15 protein-coding genes are annotated in these 14,602 nt (G+C 65.2%); 7 read left to right on the top strand and 8 right to left on the bottom strand.

The window, feature by feature from the left end; all coding sequences use genetic code 11:
* Positions 1 to 92 precede the first annotated feature (92 nt).
* Positions 93 to 599 carry a GNAT family N-acetyltransferase gene (locus tag QRQ56_RS02245; protein ID WP_438737350.1) on the top strand — a complete coding sequence of 169 codons (507 nt, stop codon included), beginning with the start codon at positions 93 to 95 and terminating at the stop codon, positions 597 to 599.
* Between the two features lie 128 nt (positions 600 to 727).
* Entirely contained in the window at positions 728 to 1,042 is a 315-nt protein-coding gene (locus tag QRQ56_RS02240; RefSeq protein WP_438737349.1) for a hypothetical protein, read from the top strand.
* Between the two features lie 78 nt (positions 1,043 to 1,120).
* On the opposite strand, the gene QRQ56_RS02235 is transcribed toward QRQ56_RS02240, so the two are convergent.
* A complete protein-coding gene (locus QRQ56_RS02235; RefSeq protein WP_438737347.1) occupies positions 1,121 to 3,115 on the bottom strand; it encodes a DEAD/DEAH box helicase in 1,995 nt (664 codons plus the stop codon).
* 457 nt (positions 3,116 to 3,572) lie between these two features.
* On the opposite strand from QRQ56_RS02235, the gene QRQ56_RS02230 reads away from it, so the two are divergent.
* The gene (locus QRQ56_RS02230; RefSeq protein WP_438737345.1) at positions 3,573 to 4,313 is read left to right on the top strand and encodes a metallophosphoesterase family protein; all 741 of its coding nucleotides are present in this window, start codon (positions 3,573 to 3,575) and stop codon (positions 4,311 to 4,313) included.
* A gap of 124 nt (positions 4,314 to 4,437) precedes the next feature.
* Positions 4,438 to 4,791, top strand: a complete 354-nt coding sequence (locus tag QRQ56_RS02225) for a cupin domain-containing protein (RefSeq protein ID WP_438737343.1) — start codon at positions 4,438 to 4,440, stop codon at positions 4,789 to 4,791.
* A 24-nt stretch (positions 4,792 to 4,815) separates the two neighbouring features.
* Here QRQ56_RS02225 and QRQ56_RS02220 read toward each other — a convergent pair whose 3' ends face one another.
* The 5 genes from QRQ56_RS02220 to QRQ56_RS02200 form a co-directional block, all read right to left on the bottom strand.
* Positions 4,816 to 5,241 (bottom strand): GFA family protein, encoded by a 426-nt coding sequence (locus tag QRQ56_RS02220; protein ID WP_438737341.1) that lies wholly within the window; start codon positions 5,239 to 5,241, stop codon positions 4,816 to 4,818.
* 112 nt (positions 5,242 to 5,353) lie between these two features.
* Positions 5,354 to 5,866 (bottom strand): hypothetical protein, encoded by a 513-nt coding sequence (locus tag QRQ56_RS02215; protein ID WP_438737339.1) that lies wholly within the window; start codon positions 5,864 to 5,866, stop codon positions 5,354 to 5,356.
* Between the two features lie 100 nt (positions 5,867 to 5,966).
* On the bottom strand, positions 5,967 to 6,383 hold the full coding sequence (locus QRQ56_RS02210; RefSeq protein ID WP_438737338.1) for a VOC family protein: 417 nt from the start codon (positions 6,381 to 6,383) through the stop codon (positions 5,967 to 5,969).
* 212 nt (positions 6,384 to 6,595) lie between these two features.
* The gene (locus QRQ56_RS02205) at positions 6,596 to 7,078 is read right to left on the bottom strand and encodes a DUF5680 domain-containing protein (RefSeq protein ID WP_438737336.1); all 483 of its coding nucleotides are present in this window, start codon (positions 7,076 to 7,078) and stop codon (positions 6,596 to 6,598) included.
* A gap of 4 nt (positions 7,079 to 7,082) precedes the next feature.
* A complete protein-coding gene (locus QRQ56_RS02200; protein WP_438737335.1) occupies positions 7,083 to 8,234 on the bottom strand; it encodes a zinc-binding dehydrogenase in 1,152 nt (383 codons plus the stop codon).
* A gap of 266 nt (positions 8,235 to 8,500) precedes the next feature.
* Here QRQ56_RS02200 and QRQ56_RS02195 point away from each other — a divergent pair, with 266 nt between their 5' ends.
* The 3 genes from QRQ56_RS02195 (at position 8,501) to QRQ56_RS02185 (ending at position 11,445) form a co-directional block, all read left to right on the top strand.
* Entirely contained in the window at positions 8,501 to 9,742 is a 1,242-nt protein-coding gene (locus tag QRQ56_RS02195; RefSeq protein ID WP_438737333.1) for an MFS transporter, read from the top strand.
* A 136-nt stretch (positions 9,743 to 9,878) separates the two neighbouring features.
* Positions 9,879 to 10,490, top strand: a complete 612-nt coding sequence (locus tag QRQ56_RS02190; RefSeq protein ID WP_094895511.1) for a PilZ domain-containing protein — start codon at positions 9,879 to 9,881, stop codon at positions 10,488 to 10,490.
* A 331-nt stretch (positions 10,491 to 10,821) separates the two neighbouring features.
* Positions 10,822 to 11,445 (top strand): transglutaminase-like cysteine peptidase, encoded by a 624-nt coding sequence (locus tag QRQ56_RS02185; protein ID WP_438737331.1) that lies wholly within the window; start codon positions 10,822 to 10,824, stop codon positions 11,443 to 11,445.
* A gap of 118 nt (positions 11,446 to 11,563) precedes the next feature.
* Here the strand turns inward: QRQ56_RS02185 and QRQ56_RS02180 are convergent, their stop codons facing one another.
* Together QRQ56_RS02180 and QRQ56_RS02175 are read right to left on the bottom strand one after the other, a co-directional pair.
* On the bottom strand, positions 11,564 to 13,324 hold the full coding sequence (locus QRQ56_RS02180; protein ID WP_438737329.1) for a CYTH and CHAD domain-containing protein: 1,761 nt from the start codon (positions 13,322 to 13,324) through the stop codon (positions 11,564 to 11,566).
* Positions 13,325 to 13,750: 426 nt separating this feature from the next.
* The gene (locus QRQ56_RS02175; protein WP_438737327.1) at positions 13,751 to 14,458 is read right to left on the bottom strand and encodes a GntR family transcriptional regulator; all 708 of its coding nucleotides are present in this window, start codon (positions 14,456 to 14,458) and stop codon (positions 13,751 to 13,753) included.
* Positions 14,459 to 14,602: the final 144 nt, after the last annotated feature.

Here is a 14,602-nt window from a genome sequence, read left to right as displayed (position 1 = left end):
CTCGTATTCCCAAAACGGCGGCAAAGATATTTTTCGCTGCGCGCCGCGACGCGGCGGAATAAACTGTGGCAACCGAGACGGAACGACGACACATGAGCAAGCCGCATTGGCGCCCCGCGCACGCATCCGACCTTCCCGCGATCAGCGCGATCGCCGCACGGGTTCATCCCGACCTTCCCGAAAGCCTGGAGGTGTTCGCCGAGAAGATGCGGCTCTATCCCAATGGATGCCGCGTGCTTATTGCGGAAGATGGGATCGCCGGCTACGGCCTTTCGCATCCCTGGATGCAGCGGCGAATCCCGCCGCTCAACGGCTTGCTGGCGCGATTGCCTGACGATGCCGACTGCCTCTACGTCCACGACGTCGCTGTATTGCCCGAGTTTCGCGGCGGCGTGCTTCGCGCCTATATCGCCGAGATCGAGCAGCTCGCGCGCGGCTCGGGCATCACAACGCTGGCACTGGTTTCGGTCTACGCCACGCGGCCGATGTGGCAGCGTCTCGGCTTCAAGCCCGTCGCGGCGGACGCGGAATTGCGTGCCAAGCTCGCGTCCTATGGCGAGGGCGCAACCTACATGCTGCGCGATCTCGCCGCAGGGTGACGTCCGTCCGGCCCTCCGGCCGGCTCACGCGGGCGTGAAGCCGCCCCCTCGAACCCGATCAGGACAGGCTCCGTCGAACGGATGTGCGAGCCGTTCCGGTCTCGCCAAACCGAGGCTGGAGAATATCCATGAAGCTCACATTGTCGAAAGTTGCTTTGCTTGCATGCGTTGCGACGAGCGCGTTCGCCGCAACCAGCGCCAACGCGGCGCCACACCGAACCGACGGCTGCCAGTTCGGCCTGTTCGAAAGCTGCGGCATCATTGCCGAGACGCAGAATCCGGGCCGCGCACGCCGCGTGGTCGTTCGCCTCACCCACGATACGTCGCCGATCTACATGAAGCAGACTGATCCGCGCTACAGCTCGTCGATGCGCGACGGCGGCGGAGGCGGCGGTGGTGGTGGCGGCGGAGGTGGTGGCGGTGGCGGCGGCGGCGGTCGCTGAACGCACCCCTGATCTTTCAGATGATGCCGCCGGTGCAATCCGGCGGCATCATTGCCGTCTGCGCTAAGTGGCCGCGATTCAGCCGCGCTGCTTTTTCTTCTTCGGCTTCTTGCCCGGCGCTCCCTTCACGGGCCACGACGTGACCGACGGCTCCGCGCGCGCCTGCTTGTCGCGATGCTTCTTTTTCTTTCCGAAGGACGGAGCATCGTCGAAACGAGGTCCGCGCTCTCCCGAAGGTTTGCCGTGCGGCTTGGACTCACGCGGTTTAAACTCGCGTGGCTTGAACTCGCGCGGCTTGAATTCGTTTGGCTTGAATTCACGTGGCTCGCGCGGACGCTCGTCGCGCTTTTCGCGATCGTCCCTTTCCCGCCGAGGCTGCGGGCGCTCTTCCGCGGCCTCTTGTCGCTGCGGCGCCTCCGACATCCGGTCGATGCGGATGCTGTCTTCCTTGTCCGGACGCTTGACCTTGGCGGCGAAGGATTCCGCGACCCGCTCGGAAATCTCGAACTCGGTGGTGGTGTCCAGGATCTTGATGGCACCGATGTCGTTCTTGTCGATGCCGCCGCGGCGGCAGATCATCGGCAGCAGCCAGCGCGCCTCCGCATTCTTGCGCCGTCCGATCGCGGCGCGGAACCAGACGCTGCCGTCCGCCATGACGTGTTTCGACGATCCCTTTCCGGGCTTCGATCGCGGCTTGGCGGGGCGATCGTCGCTGCCCTCGAACCTGTCGCGACCCCGCTCCTCGCGCGGCCGGGAGGTTCTCTCGCCGGGATCGATGATGTCCTCAGGCGACGGCAGACGTGCGCGATAAAGCCGCGCCAGCGCGGCGGCGATGTCCTCGGCGGACCGCTCGGCGAGCAGCGCCTGCGCCAGCGCCTGGTCGTCCGGCGTCGTCTCCTCGGTGAACAACACGTCCTTCATGCGGTCGTGATCGAGCTTGCGGATCTCGTCCGCCTGCGGCGCGATTCCCCAGGCTGCGTCGACCCCTGCGAGATTGAGCAGCAGCTCCGCGCGCCGCCGGCGCGCGGGCGGCACCAGCAGGACGCTCGTCCCCTTTCGCCCGGCGCGTCCGGTGCGGCCCGAGCGATGCTGCATCACCTCGGCGTCATTGGGCAGGTCGGCATGAATGACGAGGTCGAGGCTCGGCAGATCGATGCCGCGGGCGGCGACGTCGGTCGCGACGCAGACGCGGGCGCGGCCGTCGCGCAGCGACTGCAATGCCATGGTGCGCTCGTTCTGCGTCAATTCGCCCGACAGCGCGACGACGGAAAAGCCGCGCTCCAACAGTGCCGCCTGCAAATGCCTGACGTGATCGCGCGTGCTGCAAAACACCAGCGCGCTCGGCGCCTCGTAGAAGCGCAGCACGTTGACGACGGCGTGCTCGGCATCGGCGGGCGCGATGCGGATGGCGCGGTATTCGATATCGGCGTGACCGCCTTCATCGCCGGCAACCTCAATCCGGAAGGCATCGCGTTGATATTGCCTGGCGAGCGCGACGATTCCGCGCGGGAACGTCGCCGAGAACATCAGGGTGCGGCGCGTCTCCGGCGTGGTCTCGAGGATGAACTCCATGTCCTCGCGAAAGCCGAGATTGAGCATCTCGTCGGCCTCGTCGAGCACCACGGCAGCGAGCTCGGAGATGTCGAGACGGCCGCGGCGCAAATGATCGCAGAGACGACCGGGCGTGCCGACGACGATGTGGGCGCCCGCGGCAAGCTCGCGCTGCTCGCGGCGCGGATCCATGCCGCCGACGCAGGAGACGACCCGCCCGCCCGCATTCCCATAGAGCCAGGCCAATTCGCGCTGGACCTGAAGCGCGAGCTCGCGGGTCGGCGCCACGATCAGAGCAAGCGGCGCACCGGCCTGCCCGAACCGCTCGGAATCATCAAGAAGGTTTTTGGCGATCGCCAGCCCATAGGCGACGGTCTTGCCGGAGCCGGTCTGGGCCGACACCAGGAGGTCGCGGCTGGTCGCTTCGTGCGCGAGCACGGCAAGCTGGACGGGGGTCAGTGAATCATAGTTCCGCTCGGCCAAAGCGCGGGCGAGCGGCGGGGTGAGGGCCGGAAGAGACACGGGATGGAGAACCTTGGTTAATTCAGGCGCGGCAACAGCGAGCCGAGAGGCCTGAGGCTGACGTGCGCGGCAATCGGCCCGGCCGCACGCTGGCGATTTGATCTGGGCGCTCTTTACGCCAAACGCGCGGAAATCACCATGCCTATGTTGCATGGCTTCGCAGGGAGAGCCGCGCCCGAAGGTTGCAGTGGGGATCTTTGCGCCGCGTCGGTTAACCCTGGGAGCCAACCGGATCTGCTGCCCCCCGCTCTCTCCACCGTCATTGCGAGCGTAGCGAAGCAATCCAGGATCTTTCCGCGGAGGGATTCTGGATTGCTTCGTCGCAAGGTCTCCTCGCAATGACGGTCGAGAGGGCGAGGATGCGCAGCTAATTGATGAACGGCCGATTGGACGATGCTAGACACGTCCGATGACCTGATAGGTGAAGTTCAGGCGAAACAGCGTGGGGAGCGCGACGATGCGATTGGCGGTCATTTCCGATGTCCACGGCAACCTTGCTGCGCTGGAGGCCGTGCTGGCCGACATCAAGGCACGCGGCGCCGATCGCACGGTCAACCTCGGCGATTGCGTCACCAGCCCGTTGTGGCCGAAGGAGACTTTCGACGCCCTGCAATCGCTCGCGTTGCCGACCGTGCGCGGAAACCACGACCGCTGGATCGAGGAATATCCGGACGACAAGCTCTCCCCCGCGGGCCTGTTCGCGCGCAACGCATTGACGGCGGAGCAGCGTCGCACGCTGCATGGCCTGCCGTCCCAACTGCGGCTCGACGACGGGATCTTGGCCTGCCACGGCACGCCCGAGGACGACACGACGTGCCTGCTGGAGGAATCGCTCGACGACGGTCGCTATGTGCCGGCGCGCCGCGAGGTGCTGGCAACGCGTCTCGCGAGCGAGCCGACGGCCCGCGTGGTGCTGTGCGGCCATAGCCACCGCCAGACGGTCGTCCAGGGCCCCGGCGAGTGCCTGGTCCTCAATCCGGGAAGCGTCGGCTGCCCGGTATTCGCAGACATTCCGTTTGCCGCCAACCTGGAATATCGCTCGCCCCACGCCCGCTACGCGATCCTCACCAAGAAGAAGCGCGGCTGGCAGGCCGAACTTCTGGCCCTCGAATATGACTGGGAGGCTGCCTCGGCCCGTGCGCTCGCCAACGGCCGCCCCGAATGGGCGCAGGCGATGCTGTCCGGATACGTCAAATAGCCGGCCGCGCCGAGATCTTCCGAAACCGCGACGACAGGCAGGATCGCGCGGTGGACGAGGACGGTCTTGCCGTGCCCACCACGCCATCCCAAATCGTGCCTCAGACGAGAGCAACGGGTGAAACATGACAGATAGCATATCGCTTGCCGACAAGCTCGCGACCTTCAGCGATCACTGGTCGCCCCGCACGGTCACGACCTTCAACGATTGCGACGTGATGGTGGTGAAGGTGAAGGGCGAATTCACCTGGCACAAGCACGACGACACCGACGATTTCTTTCTGGTCCTGAAGGGCCGTCTGGACATCGAGCTGCGGGACCGCACCGTGACGCTCGGTCCGGGCGAGCTCTATGTCGTGCCAAAAGGGGTCGAGCATCGCCCGGTGGCGCGCGAGGAGGTTCACCTGATGCTGATCGAGCCGACCGGCACGCCGAACACGGGCGACAAGGCAACGGCGGCAGCCCGCAAGCTCGCTTGAGAAACGTATCGCCGGCGGCAGCGCTCAGTCGGCCGGGATGAAGCGAAGCGTACCTGCCCGACGCGTCGGCTTGCCGGTGTCGTTGGTGTGATTGACGCCGTCCATGACGGGCACCTCGGTGAAATCGAACGGGCTCACCCCGTCCAGGCAGGCAACGTTGATGGCATAGAGGCTTTGGTCGGACCGGCGCTGGTGGTGGGTGTAGATTCCGCAGCGGGAGCAGAAGAAGTGCTGGGCCGATCCGGTATGGAAGCGGTACGTCGTCAGCGCCTCCTCGCCCTGCAGGAATCTGATCCCGCCCATGGCCGCCATGGCGACGACGGCGCCGCGCATTCGGCAATAGGAGCACGTGCAGCGGCGGATCGAATTGAAGCCGTCGCTGAGTGTGACCTCGAAGCGCACCGCGCCACAATGGCACTGGCCGGCTCGAACGTTCGCGTCGCTGCTCATGGCTGCCGTGTCTCCTGATCACTCATGTCCACGCCCGCTGGCTCCAGGGCGCACCGGATTGTCATAGTGAGGGATCGCGCTTGATGTGAGAAGATTCGCGAAGACCCGGATCTCAATCCCGCGAGGTCGCGAGCTTGTTGAACCCGTTGACCAGCCTTGCTCTTGCCCGCACAACCCCGTCCCTCACCGCGCGGCTCACGGCCCGGACGGCGCGCCAGGCTTCAGTTGCCTGCAGCCAGGCCTTCGCCGCGGCATATTTTCCGTAAGCCCAGGCAAAGGCGGGAATCCGCATCAGCTTGTCGCGCGTCAGGTGGAACAGACGCTCGACCAGCACCAGCTTGAGCAATTCGCCGACAATGAACGTCACCACGCCGCTCAGGACCTGACCGGTTGCGGTCAGATACGCGGCAACCGGCTTGACCGGCTCGAGCATGATGACGGGCACGGAGAACAAGGCCAGGGACGGATAAGGCGGCAGCGACCTGATCCAGGCGCGCAACCGTCTGAATTCGAGATGCCGCCCGATCCAGCGCGCGATCGGCCCCGCAACGGCCATGAACACCGCATCCACCAGGAAGTAGATCGCAGCCAGAACGTAAGTGATAGGTTTCAGGATTCGCTTCACGGCACCTCTCCCGCGAATGAAAGCCGGAACCTGGTCCTAAGTTTCACCTCCGTGTGATTAGTTCGAGGCAGCCGGAGGGAACTTTCGGGCGGGCGTCCGCTCAGATCTCCGCATAGACCTCCAGCAAATTGCCGTCGGGGTCGCGGAAAAACAGCGTGCGATGTCCGAAGGACTGGTTCGTCGGCGGCGACACCAGCGCCACGCCCTGCCGGACCAGCTCCTCGGCACAGGCATCGACCTCGGGCGTGGAGACCTTGAACGCCAGCTGCAGCGCGGCGCTGCCTGTGGGCACCGGCGCATCGCCCGCCGTGCGGCTCGGTCGTGCCAACGCCAGCGTGTTGGGGCCGAGGCCGTACTCAATCCAGTTCGGCGACAGCTCGCGCAGCAGCGGGAACGCCAGCACCACCTCGTAGAACCGGCGCATCGCGGCCATGTCGCGCACGAAGATGACGGTGTAGTCGATCGCACGAATGGCGCTGAAGGGGGAGCGGGGCTGCGGGGTCTGTTCATTTGTCATCGTGGCATATTCCAAATTCTGACGCGTCGCCCCGCATGAAGCGAAGCGGACTGTGGGACCGGCGGTCCCGGATTTCGCTGCGCTCCATCCGGGCTCCAAGATTTCGAGACTTCATGCAGACGTAGCCCGCATGAGCGAAGCGATATGCGGGACGGCTCCGACCACTGGCACCCCGGATATCGCTTCGCTCATCCGGGCTACGAGACTGAGGCCTATCGCAGCAAGCCACCACCATAGCGCAGCTCGTACAGCGTGGTCCCGTCACGCCGTGCAATCGTCTCGACGCCGTGGAAACGGTCGAGCGCGCCTTCGACCTCGTTGCGATAGACCATGTCCGCCTGTTCGAACCGGCGCGGTCCGCGGTAAGGCTCTGCGACGCTCACGGCCAGCAGCGCCTGGCGCAGGAACTGGTAGATCGCCAGAAAGGTCTCGCGGTCCGTGATCTCCGCGCGGACGCCGCCGCTGTAGCTCATCGACCAGATGACGCGCTCGTCCCGCGACACGGTCTCCTGCCCGACGAAGAACCCCATCCCGAAATAGATATCGCGATAGGCGTAGGGCGCAGCGCGGTGCTCGAGCTGCCTGGATCCGGCGAGCAGCGGCGTCGCCACCGTCGCATCGTCGTCGAGGCCGGCATAGGTGCGCCGCTTGGCCTCGACCAGGAAGGCCGCAAGATCGTACGGGATGGACGGCATGGCCTCAATCCACCAGCTCCGGCCACGGCACGATGGTCGACTTCACCGTCTTCATCGCCATCGCGTCCTTCACCGCCTGCGCGACGCCCTTTTCCGTGAACGGATAGATCGTCTGCATCTTCAGCCAGGGATATTTGCCGGCCGTGCGGTGGAGCATGTCGACGCCGAGCGGCAGGTCGTTGCCGGTGAAGCCCCAGGAGCCCAGCACGTTGAGGTCCTTGGTGCAGATGCGGTGCCAGGAGGTTTCGATCGAGCCGGCATCGGTAAACTGGCCCATTTCGACATAGGTGCCGCCGTCGCGCAGCATCTCGATGCCTTCAGGACCGGCGGTCGGATGGCCCGAACAGTCCATCACGAGATCGGCGCCGAAGCCGCCGACGATCTCGCGCACGCGCGCAATGCGCTCCTGCGGCGACTTGATCTCCTCGATGTTCACGGTCGCCTCCGCGCCGAACTCGCGCGCGAGCTTGAGCCGCGGCTCCTCGGGCGCACCGACGCAGATCACGCGCCCTGCTCCCATCTCGCGCGCCGCCGCGACCGCCAAAATGCCGATCGGACCCGAGCCCTGGATCACCACGGTGTCGCCCCAGGAGAAGCCGCCGGCACGGGTGGCGCGGTTGAAGGCGCGGATGCAGGAGGTCAATGGCTCGGACAGCGCGCCGAGACGAAGCGACATGTCGTCAGGCAGCTTGTAGATCTTGGTGCCCGGCAGCATGTCGAGATCGACATAGACATATTCGGCCCAGCCGCCCCACATGTGCGGCGCCTTGTCGAAGCCGAGATAGCGGCCGTAATAGACCGGCGTCAGGCACTTGTTGGCGGTTTGCGGATAGTGGATGCAGTAATAGCAATGGCCGCACGGCATCAGCGGCGGGATCATCACCTTCGATCCGACCTTGAGCGGCTTGCTCATGAAGTCCTCGGTGAACTCCTCGCCGCACTCGACGATGACCCCGCCAATCTCGTGGCCGAGCGTGAACGGCCAGGGCAGCGGCTTCGGCCAATGACCTTTCAGGATGTGCAGATCGGTGCCGCAGACACCGCAGGCACCGACCTTGATCAGCGCGGCCTTCTTGCCGACCTTCGGCCACGGCACGGTCTTGATCACGGGCTCCGAGCCCGGACCAGAGTGGGTGCAGACGCGGATCTGTTGCATGGCAGTTTCCTCATTGCCCGTCTGTTATGATTGGTTGGTGCGGGCGTGAGGCGAAGCGTATGTGAGATGCGCGGTCGTGCCAAGCGGACAGTCTTGTAGCCCGCATGAGCGCAGCGATATGCGGGAAGAGCGGCCCCGGATGTCGCTGCGCTCATCCGGGCTACGAGCGCCGCCAAAAGCTCCGCCGTCATCTCCGCACGCCCAATTGTCTTGAGCCGTCACCAGCGACCGTGTACGGACGGCGACGTCTCACCCCAGGTATTCCCTTGAACCCCCTGCCCCAAAAGTCTGCCGCCGCCTCCGGCTCGTTCGCGGCGATGAAGTCGGTGCCGTACCGGCTGCAGTTCACCGCCTATGTGCTGGCGATGATGGCCGACAATATCGAGCACGTGATCAGCTATTGGGTGGTGTTCCAGAAATTCCATTCGCCGGCGCTGGCGGGCTTTGCGGTGCTGTCGCACTGGCTGCCGTTCCTGTTGTTCTCGGTCGCGGTCGGCGGCCTTGCCGACCGGTTCGATCCGCGCCGCATCATCCAGTGCGGCATGCTGCTGTTCATCGTCGCCTCCGCCGGATGGGGTTTCTTCTTCCTCACCGACACGATCCAGATGTGGCACGCGATGCTGCTGCTGGTGATCCACGGCTGCGCCGGCGTGCTCTGGCAGACGCCGAACCAGCTCCTGCTCTACGACCTCGTCGGCCCCGCCGACCTGCCGAGCGCCGTGCGGCTGAACGCGATGGCGCGCTATCTCGGCATCCTGGTGGGACCGGCGGTCGGCGGCGTGATCATGCTGACGCTCGGCACCTCGCACGGCATCATCTTCAACACGCTGTTCTACCTGCCGATGCTGCTGTGGCTGTTCCGGGCGCCGGTGCGCGACAAGGCTACCGCCGTGCGGCGCTTTGCCGTGCGCGGCCTTGCCGACATCCTGCTGACCATGCGCGCCATCGGCACCCAGCCGGTGCTGACGGCGATGACCTGGCTCGCCGGCCTCACCTCCTTCATGATCGGCAACGCCTACCATGCCCAGATGCCGGGCTTTGCCGGCGATCTCGGCCATGGCGATCCCGGGGTCTCCTACAGCGTGCTGCTCGCGGCGGATGCGGGCGGTGCGGTGCTCGCCGCCATCGCGCTGGAATCCTGGGGACGCCTCAAGGGCACGCCGGCTACCGCGATCCTGCTGGCCATGCTCTGGAGCGTGGCGCTGCTGGGCTTTGCATTGGTGCGGGTCTATCCGATCGCGATCGTGCTGCTGTTCTTTGCCGGCTTCTTCGAGCTGTCGTTCAACACCATGGCGCAGGCGCTGGTGCAGCTGAATGCGCCGCATGACATTCGCGGCCGCGTCGTCGGTCTCTATAATATGGCGGGGCTCGGCATGCGGGCCTTCAGCGGCATCACCGTCGGGGTCGCAGGCGCGGCGATCGGCATTCATTGGTCACTCGGACTGTCCGCCGCGGTGCTGCTGGCGCTGCTGGTCCTGTTGCTGCGGCGGGCGATCAGGCCGGCTTGAGCCCTTCCTTACGGGTGTGGCTTTTCGAACGCATTGTGTCTGTCCGTTACCGCCGCACCCAATCCTAACGCGGCATTAACCCTGTGCACCTTAGGGTCGTCCCGGACTCCGCCAGGCGGGGGGTCGGGTTGTGAAAATGGCGTTGGCGAACAAGAAATTTCTTCCGGCCGCCGAGGAGCGTCGGCGCTTCCAGCGGGTGAAAGTGCACCTGCTCGGCCGCTATATGCTGCCCGACCGCCGGGAATTCCCCTGCCAGGTGATCAACATGTCGCCTGGGGGCCTCGCGCTGCTCGCCCCCGGCATCGGCAATGTCGGCGACCGCGTGGTCGCCTATCTCGACCATATCGGCCGCGTCGAGGGCAAGATCACCCGCATCATCGACAACGGCTTCGCCATGACGGTCGGGGCGACGCCCCGCAAGCGCGACAAGCTGGCCGCGCAGCTGACCTGGCTCGCCAACCGCGACATCCTCAACCTGCCGGAGGACCGCCGCCACGACCGTATCGTGCCGCGCAACCCGATCGCGGTGCTGACGCTCGAGGACGGCACCAAGATGACCTGCCGCATCATCGACCTCTCGCTCTCGGGCGCGGCCATCGCGGCGGAGAACCGGCCGCCGCTGAAATCGACGGTTCTGCTCGGCCGGGTCCAGGGCCGCGTGGTCCGAAACCTCGAGGACGGCTTCGCGCTGGAGTTCGTCCACGCCCAGCCGATCGAGACACTCGAAGAGAGCGTTACCGCGCGGTAAAGCGCGAGCACGCCAAAACCCCTGTATTTCCAGCCTCGAAGGCGGCCTCCGCGATGCGGACGCCGCCTTTTTCATGGCTTGCGACGGCCCAGGCGCGGGTTAACGCGCGGGTCCTTTGCGCCCGGAAACATCGGTTCCGGCAGCGATTCCCCGTTAATCGATAAAATTTGAATCAATTGCAGTTGTTTCAAATTTTATGAGAATTCGATTCAAGTATAAATCGAATTCGCCGCAGGTTTTACTTGTATTCGTCTCGACTTGACTTGGTCGACTTAGCGGCAACTCAAAAGCTCCGTGCGAAATGTGGTCCCAACAAGAAACGGGGGCCACAATGTTTGACTTCAGGGGACAGGGGAAAGGGCTGGCACTGGCTGCCATGCTCTTCGGGATCAGCGCGGCAGCGCAGGCCGGCGAAGGCCGTCTGCTCTACGCGAGCCTCGGTGACACCACGCGTGCACCGATCGGCTGGGTCGAGTTCTGTGCGGACAATGCCGCCCAGTGCCAGGTCGCACCGACGCAGCCGCGCGACATCGTGATGTCGCAGGCCGCATGGCGCGACCTCGTCAAGGTCAATCGCTGGGTCAACGAGACCGTGAAGCCTTTGACCGACCAGGAGCACTGGGGCGTGATCGAGAAGTGGTCGCTGCCGACCGACGGTTACGGCGACTGTGAAGACTACGTGCTGCTGAAGCGCAAGATGCTGATCGATGCCGGATGGCCCCGCGAGGCCCTGCTCATCACCGTCGTGCGCGACAAGAAGGGTGAAGGCCACGCGGTGCTGACGGTGAAGACCGACAAGGGCGAGTTCGTTCTCGACAATCAGAACGAGAGCGTCGTTGCCTGGACGGAGACCGGCTACCGCTTCGTCAAGCGCCAGTCGCAGAGCGATCCCAACGTGTGGGTCTCGCTCGGCGATACCAAGCCGGCGGTCTCCACCGCCAGCGCACGAGATTAGAAACGAGACAACAGGTTACGCGACCCGGTCACATCCCCACCCCTCCCCGTCCCAGACCGGTTCGCGCGCGCCCAGCCATCCCCCAATGGCTGGGCGCAACTTTTTTGGGGAGTCGCAGTCAGTCTTCCAACGACCACGGCACGCGCGCCGCGGTGAAATCGCGCCATGTCCCCAGCAATGATGGCTGCCCCCCGGCCGATGCATGCGCTTGCCAGCCGGCGATGGCGGCAGCGGCGATGGCGGCGTCGGGCTCGGCCCCGATCCCGTCGAGCAGGGATGCCGTGACTGCCATGTCGTTGAAGGCGCCGAGTTCCTCCTGCAAGGCTGCGAGCCGGCGCGAGAAACGTCGCACGGATTTGCGGTCTTCATACAGAGGCAGCAGGAATTCGCCGAGATAGCGGAGGCGCTTGGCCGCGAGCCGCAGGCGATGCAGCTGCTCGGGGGCAAGCGATTTGAAGCGGCGACCACGCTTGAGCACCTTGGCATGTTGCACCGACAGGACGCGCTGCGCGAAGGTCACGGCAGGCTCGGCGAGCTGGCCGAGATCTTCCGCCGCGACGTCGTTGCGCCAACCTCGCGTCTCGATCCAGCCGCCCAGGCCGATCAGGAAGACGGCGCAGCGGCGATCGGCGAGCGCATGATGCGCCTTGCGATAGGCGTCCGACTGGCGTTCGGCCGCAGCCCGGCCCAGCGCGTCGAAACCGGTGACCGAAGGACAGGCCTTTGCGATCGTCGGCAAGGTCTGCAATTGGAATACATCCCAGTCGCGCGCCGCAGACAGGTCTCGAGCCAGCCATCTGGCTTCCGATCTCAGTGCGTCGAGATTGCTGAGCGCGCCGACCGATCGCATCAGGTCGAGCGCCGAGCGCAGGCGTCGCAACGCGACGCGCAACTGATGCACGCCTTCTGGATTGCGGCCGTCCTCGGCCGCCGGCAATGACTGCAGCAAATGAAGGAAACAGGAGCGCAGGATCGTCGCGAAGGCTTCGTCCAGTGTCACGGACGGATCGAGCCGGAGTTTTCGCGGGCGCCGTGCCGAAGGCGGCTTGTCCGCGGCGAGATCGAAGCCGCGCGCGGACTTGCCGCGGATGGACGGTTTCACCGCGCCGTGCTCCGCCAGCCGCAGAGCGATCTCGTAAATCGTGCTCGCGCTGCCGCTCTTGAGCTCCAGCTCGATCTCGCTGACCGGAACCGAACGGTCGCCGGCCGTCAGCACGCCCCGGTCGAAGGCGATCTCGACCGTACCCGACGGCAGGTCGAGCATCCGCGCGTGACGATGGACATCGGCGGTGAAGACCGCTTCGAGCGGCCGGATTTCGAGCTGCCCGCGAAGCTTCTCCGGAATGAACGGCATCGCCAAGGCAAGATCGGGTGCGAGCGACGGCACGCTCGCCTCCCACTCGCCGCGGCGCAGCGGATCGTCGGCGGCATCGGTCTTCACGGTCTGCACGAAGCGCGCGCCGCTCTGGCGCACGCGAAGGCTCAGGCCGCTCCGGCGAAGCAGACGCTCGGGCGTGTCGTAGTAGACGGACTTGAGGTGTTTTCGCGCGCCCTTGTTGCGCGCGTTGGCCGCAATGACAGGAGCGGTATCGAAGTGCGCCATGCGATCGGCATCGACGAGCAGCTTGAGCTCGATTTCACCCGCGACGCGCGCAGCAGCGTTCGACTGGACTGGCTCCGGTGCAGGCAATGCATCTTGCGACGGCATCGGGTCGATCACGGCGCCCTCGACGATCGCAGGTTCCGCAACGGGCTCGGCGTCGTCACGCTGCCTGAGAAAGCCGGCGACGGCTTGCGTTCTCTTGTTGTCTCTTGAGACAGGATTCCCCTCCGGCGCGCTCGTTGTCTTGCGAGCCGGTATAGCGTCTGATTTCAACATTTCCGGTGACATGACAGTTCAATGACAGAGCGCCAGCATATAGCCGGTACGGTCCGCGAGGAATAGTCGCGTGACGTCGCAGCGCGTCATGGTCCACATGCACATGGCGCACGCCAGACATCGGCGAGGACTGTCATAATTTGCCCGGTGCTGCGAATTGAATTGCTGCCGCGCACAGTAAGTGATCGAATTGATGCGAATCTCGCGTTGCTCGAAACCGGGATGAACGCGTCAGCGAGCTTGACTCATGCTAGCCGAGAAATTCTTTCTGGTTCTGGAAACTCTTAGAAGTCACGCCTCCGACGACCGTCCCTATATTGTGACAAGCCCTGCGCGGCATCCTGCCGTTGCGGAGATTGATACCGGTCCGCGCCGCGAGGAGCGGGTTCCTGCCGATCGAGATCAGAAGCGATTCTAATCGCGTGCTCACGCTTCCAGCACATCCGCGAGCCGCAGCTCGTCGGCGGCGGGATCCTTCAGGAACAGCTCGGCCTCGATCTCGTTCAGATGCGAGAGCATCTGCGCGCGCGCCCTCGCCTTGTCCCGCGCGCGGATCGAGGTGACGATCTCGGCGTGATGATCGGTGCCGCAGGCCGGCGTGTCGTGGCGGCGGTAAAGCAGGATGATCAGCGAGGAGCGCGCGATCAGCTCCTTGAGGAAGCCGAGATAGATGCTGTGACCGCTCATCTCGGCGACGAGCTTGTGAAATTCGCCGGAAAGCCGGACCGAGGCGCGCGCGTCGCCGCGCCGCTCGGCCTCGCGCTCTTCGGCGAGATGTTGCTGGAGACGATCGAGCCAAACCGGCGATGCCGCGTCGATGGCGTGATCGACGATGGTGGGCTCGATCAGGCGGCGCGCCTCGAACACTTCGCGGGCATCGGCCGGTGTCGGGCGCGCGACGAAGGCGCCGCGGTTCTTCTCGATGCTGACGATGCCTTCATGCGCGAGTTGCTGCAGCGCGGTGCGGACCAGCGTGCGGCTCGCGCCATAGATCTCGCCGATCTCGTCCTCGCCGAGCTTGGTGCCCGGCAACAGGCGATGCTCGAGGATCGCGGCGGTCACACCCTCCCTGATGCGGCCGACGCGATCGCTCGCATCTGGCGCGTCGGATTTGGGGCGAGACTTGGCAGCCATGGTGAGTGGGCTCGATCGACGACGTTCGCCTCGAATGGTAGTCGACCAGCTGTATCCAATCACAGGCGAAACTTTATACAATCGACGCCTGTTTTGTGTGCAGAAGACTGCGTCGGCGGCGGGCGGCCAAGTCCCCGGGGATTC

The sequence above is a fragment of the Bradyrhizobium sp. U531 genome (assembly GCF_051710265.1).
GTDB lineage: Bacteria > Pseudomonadota > Alphaproteobacteria > Rhizobiales > Xanthobacteraceae > Bradyrhizobium.
The sequence above is the reverse complement of the archived record's forward strand: the minus strand, read 5'-3'. Positions and strand labels throughout refer to the sequence as shown.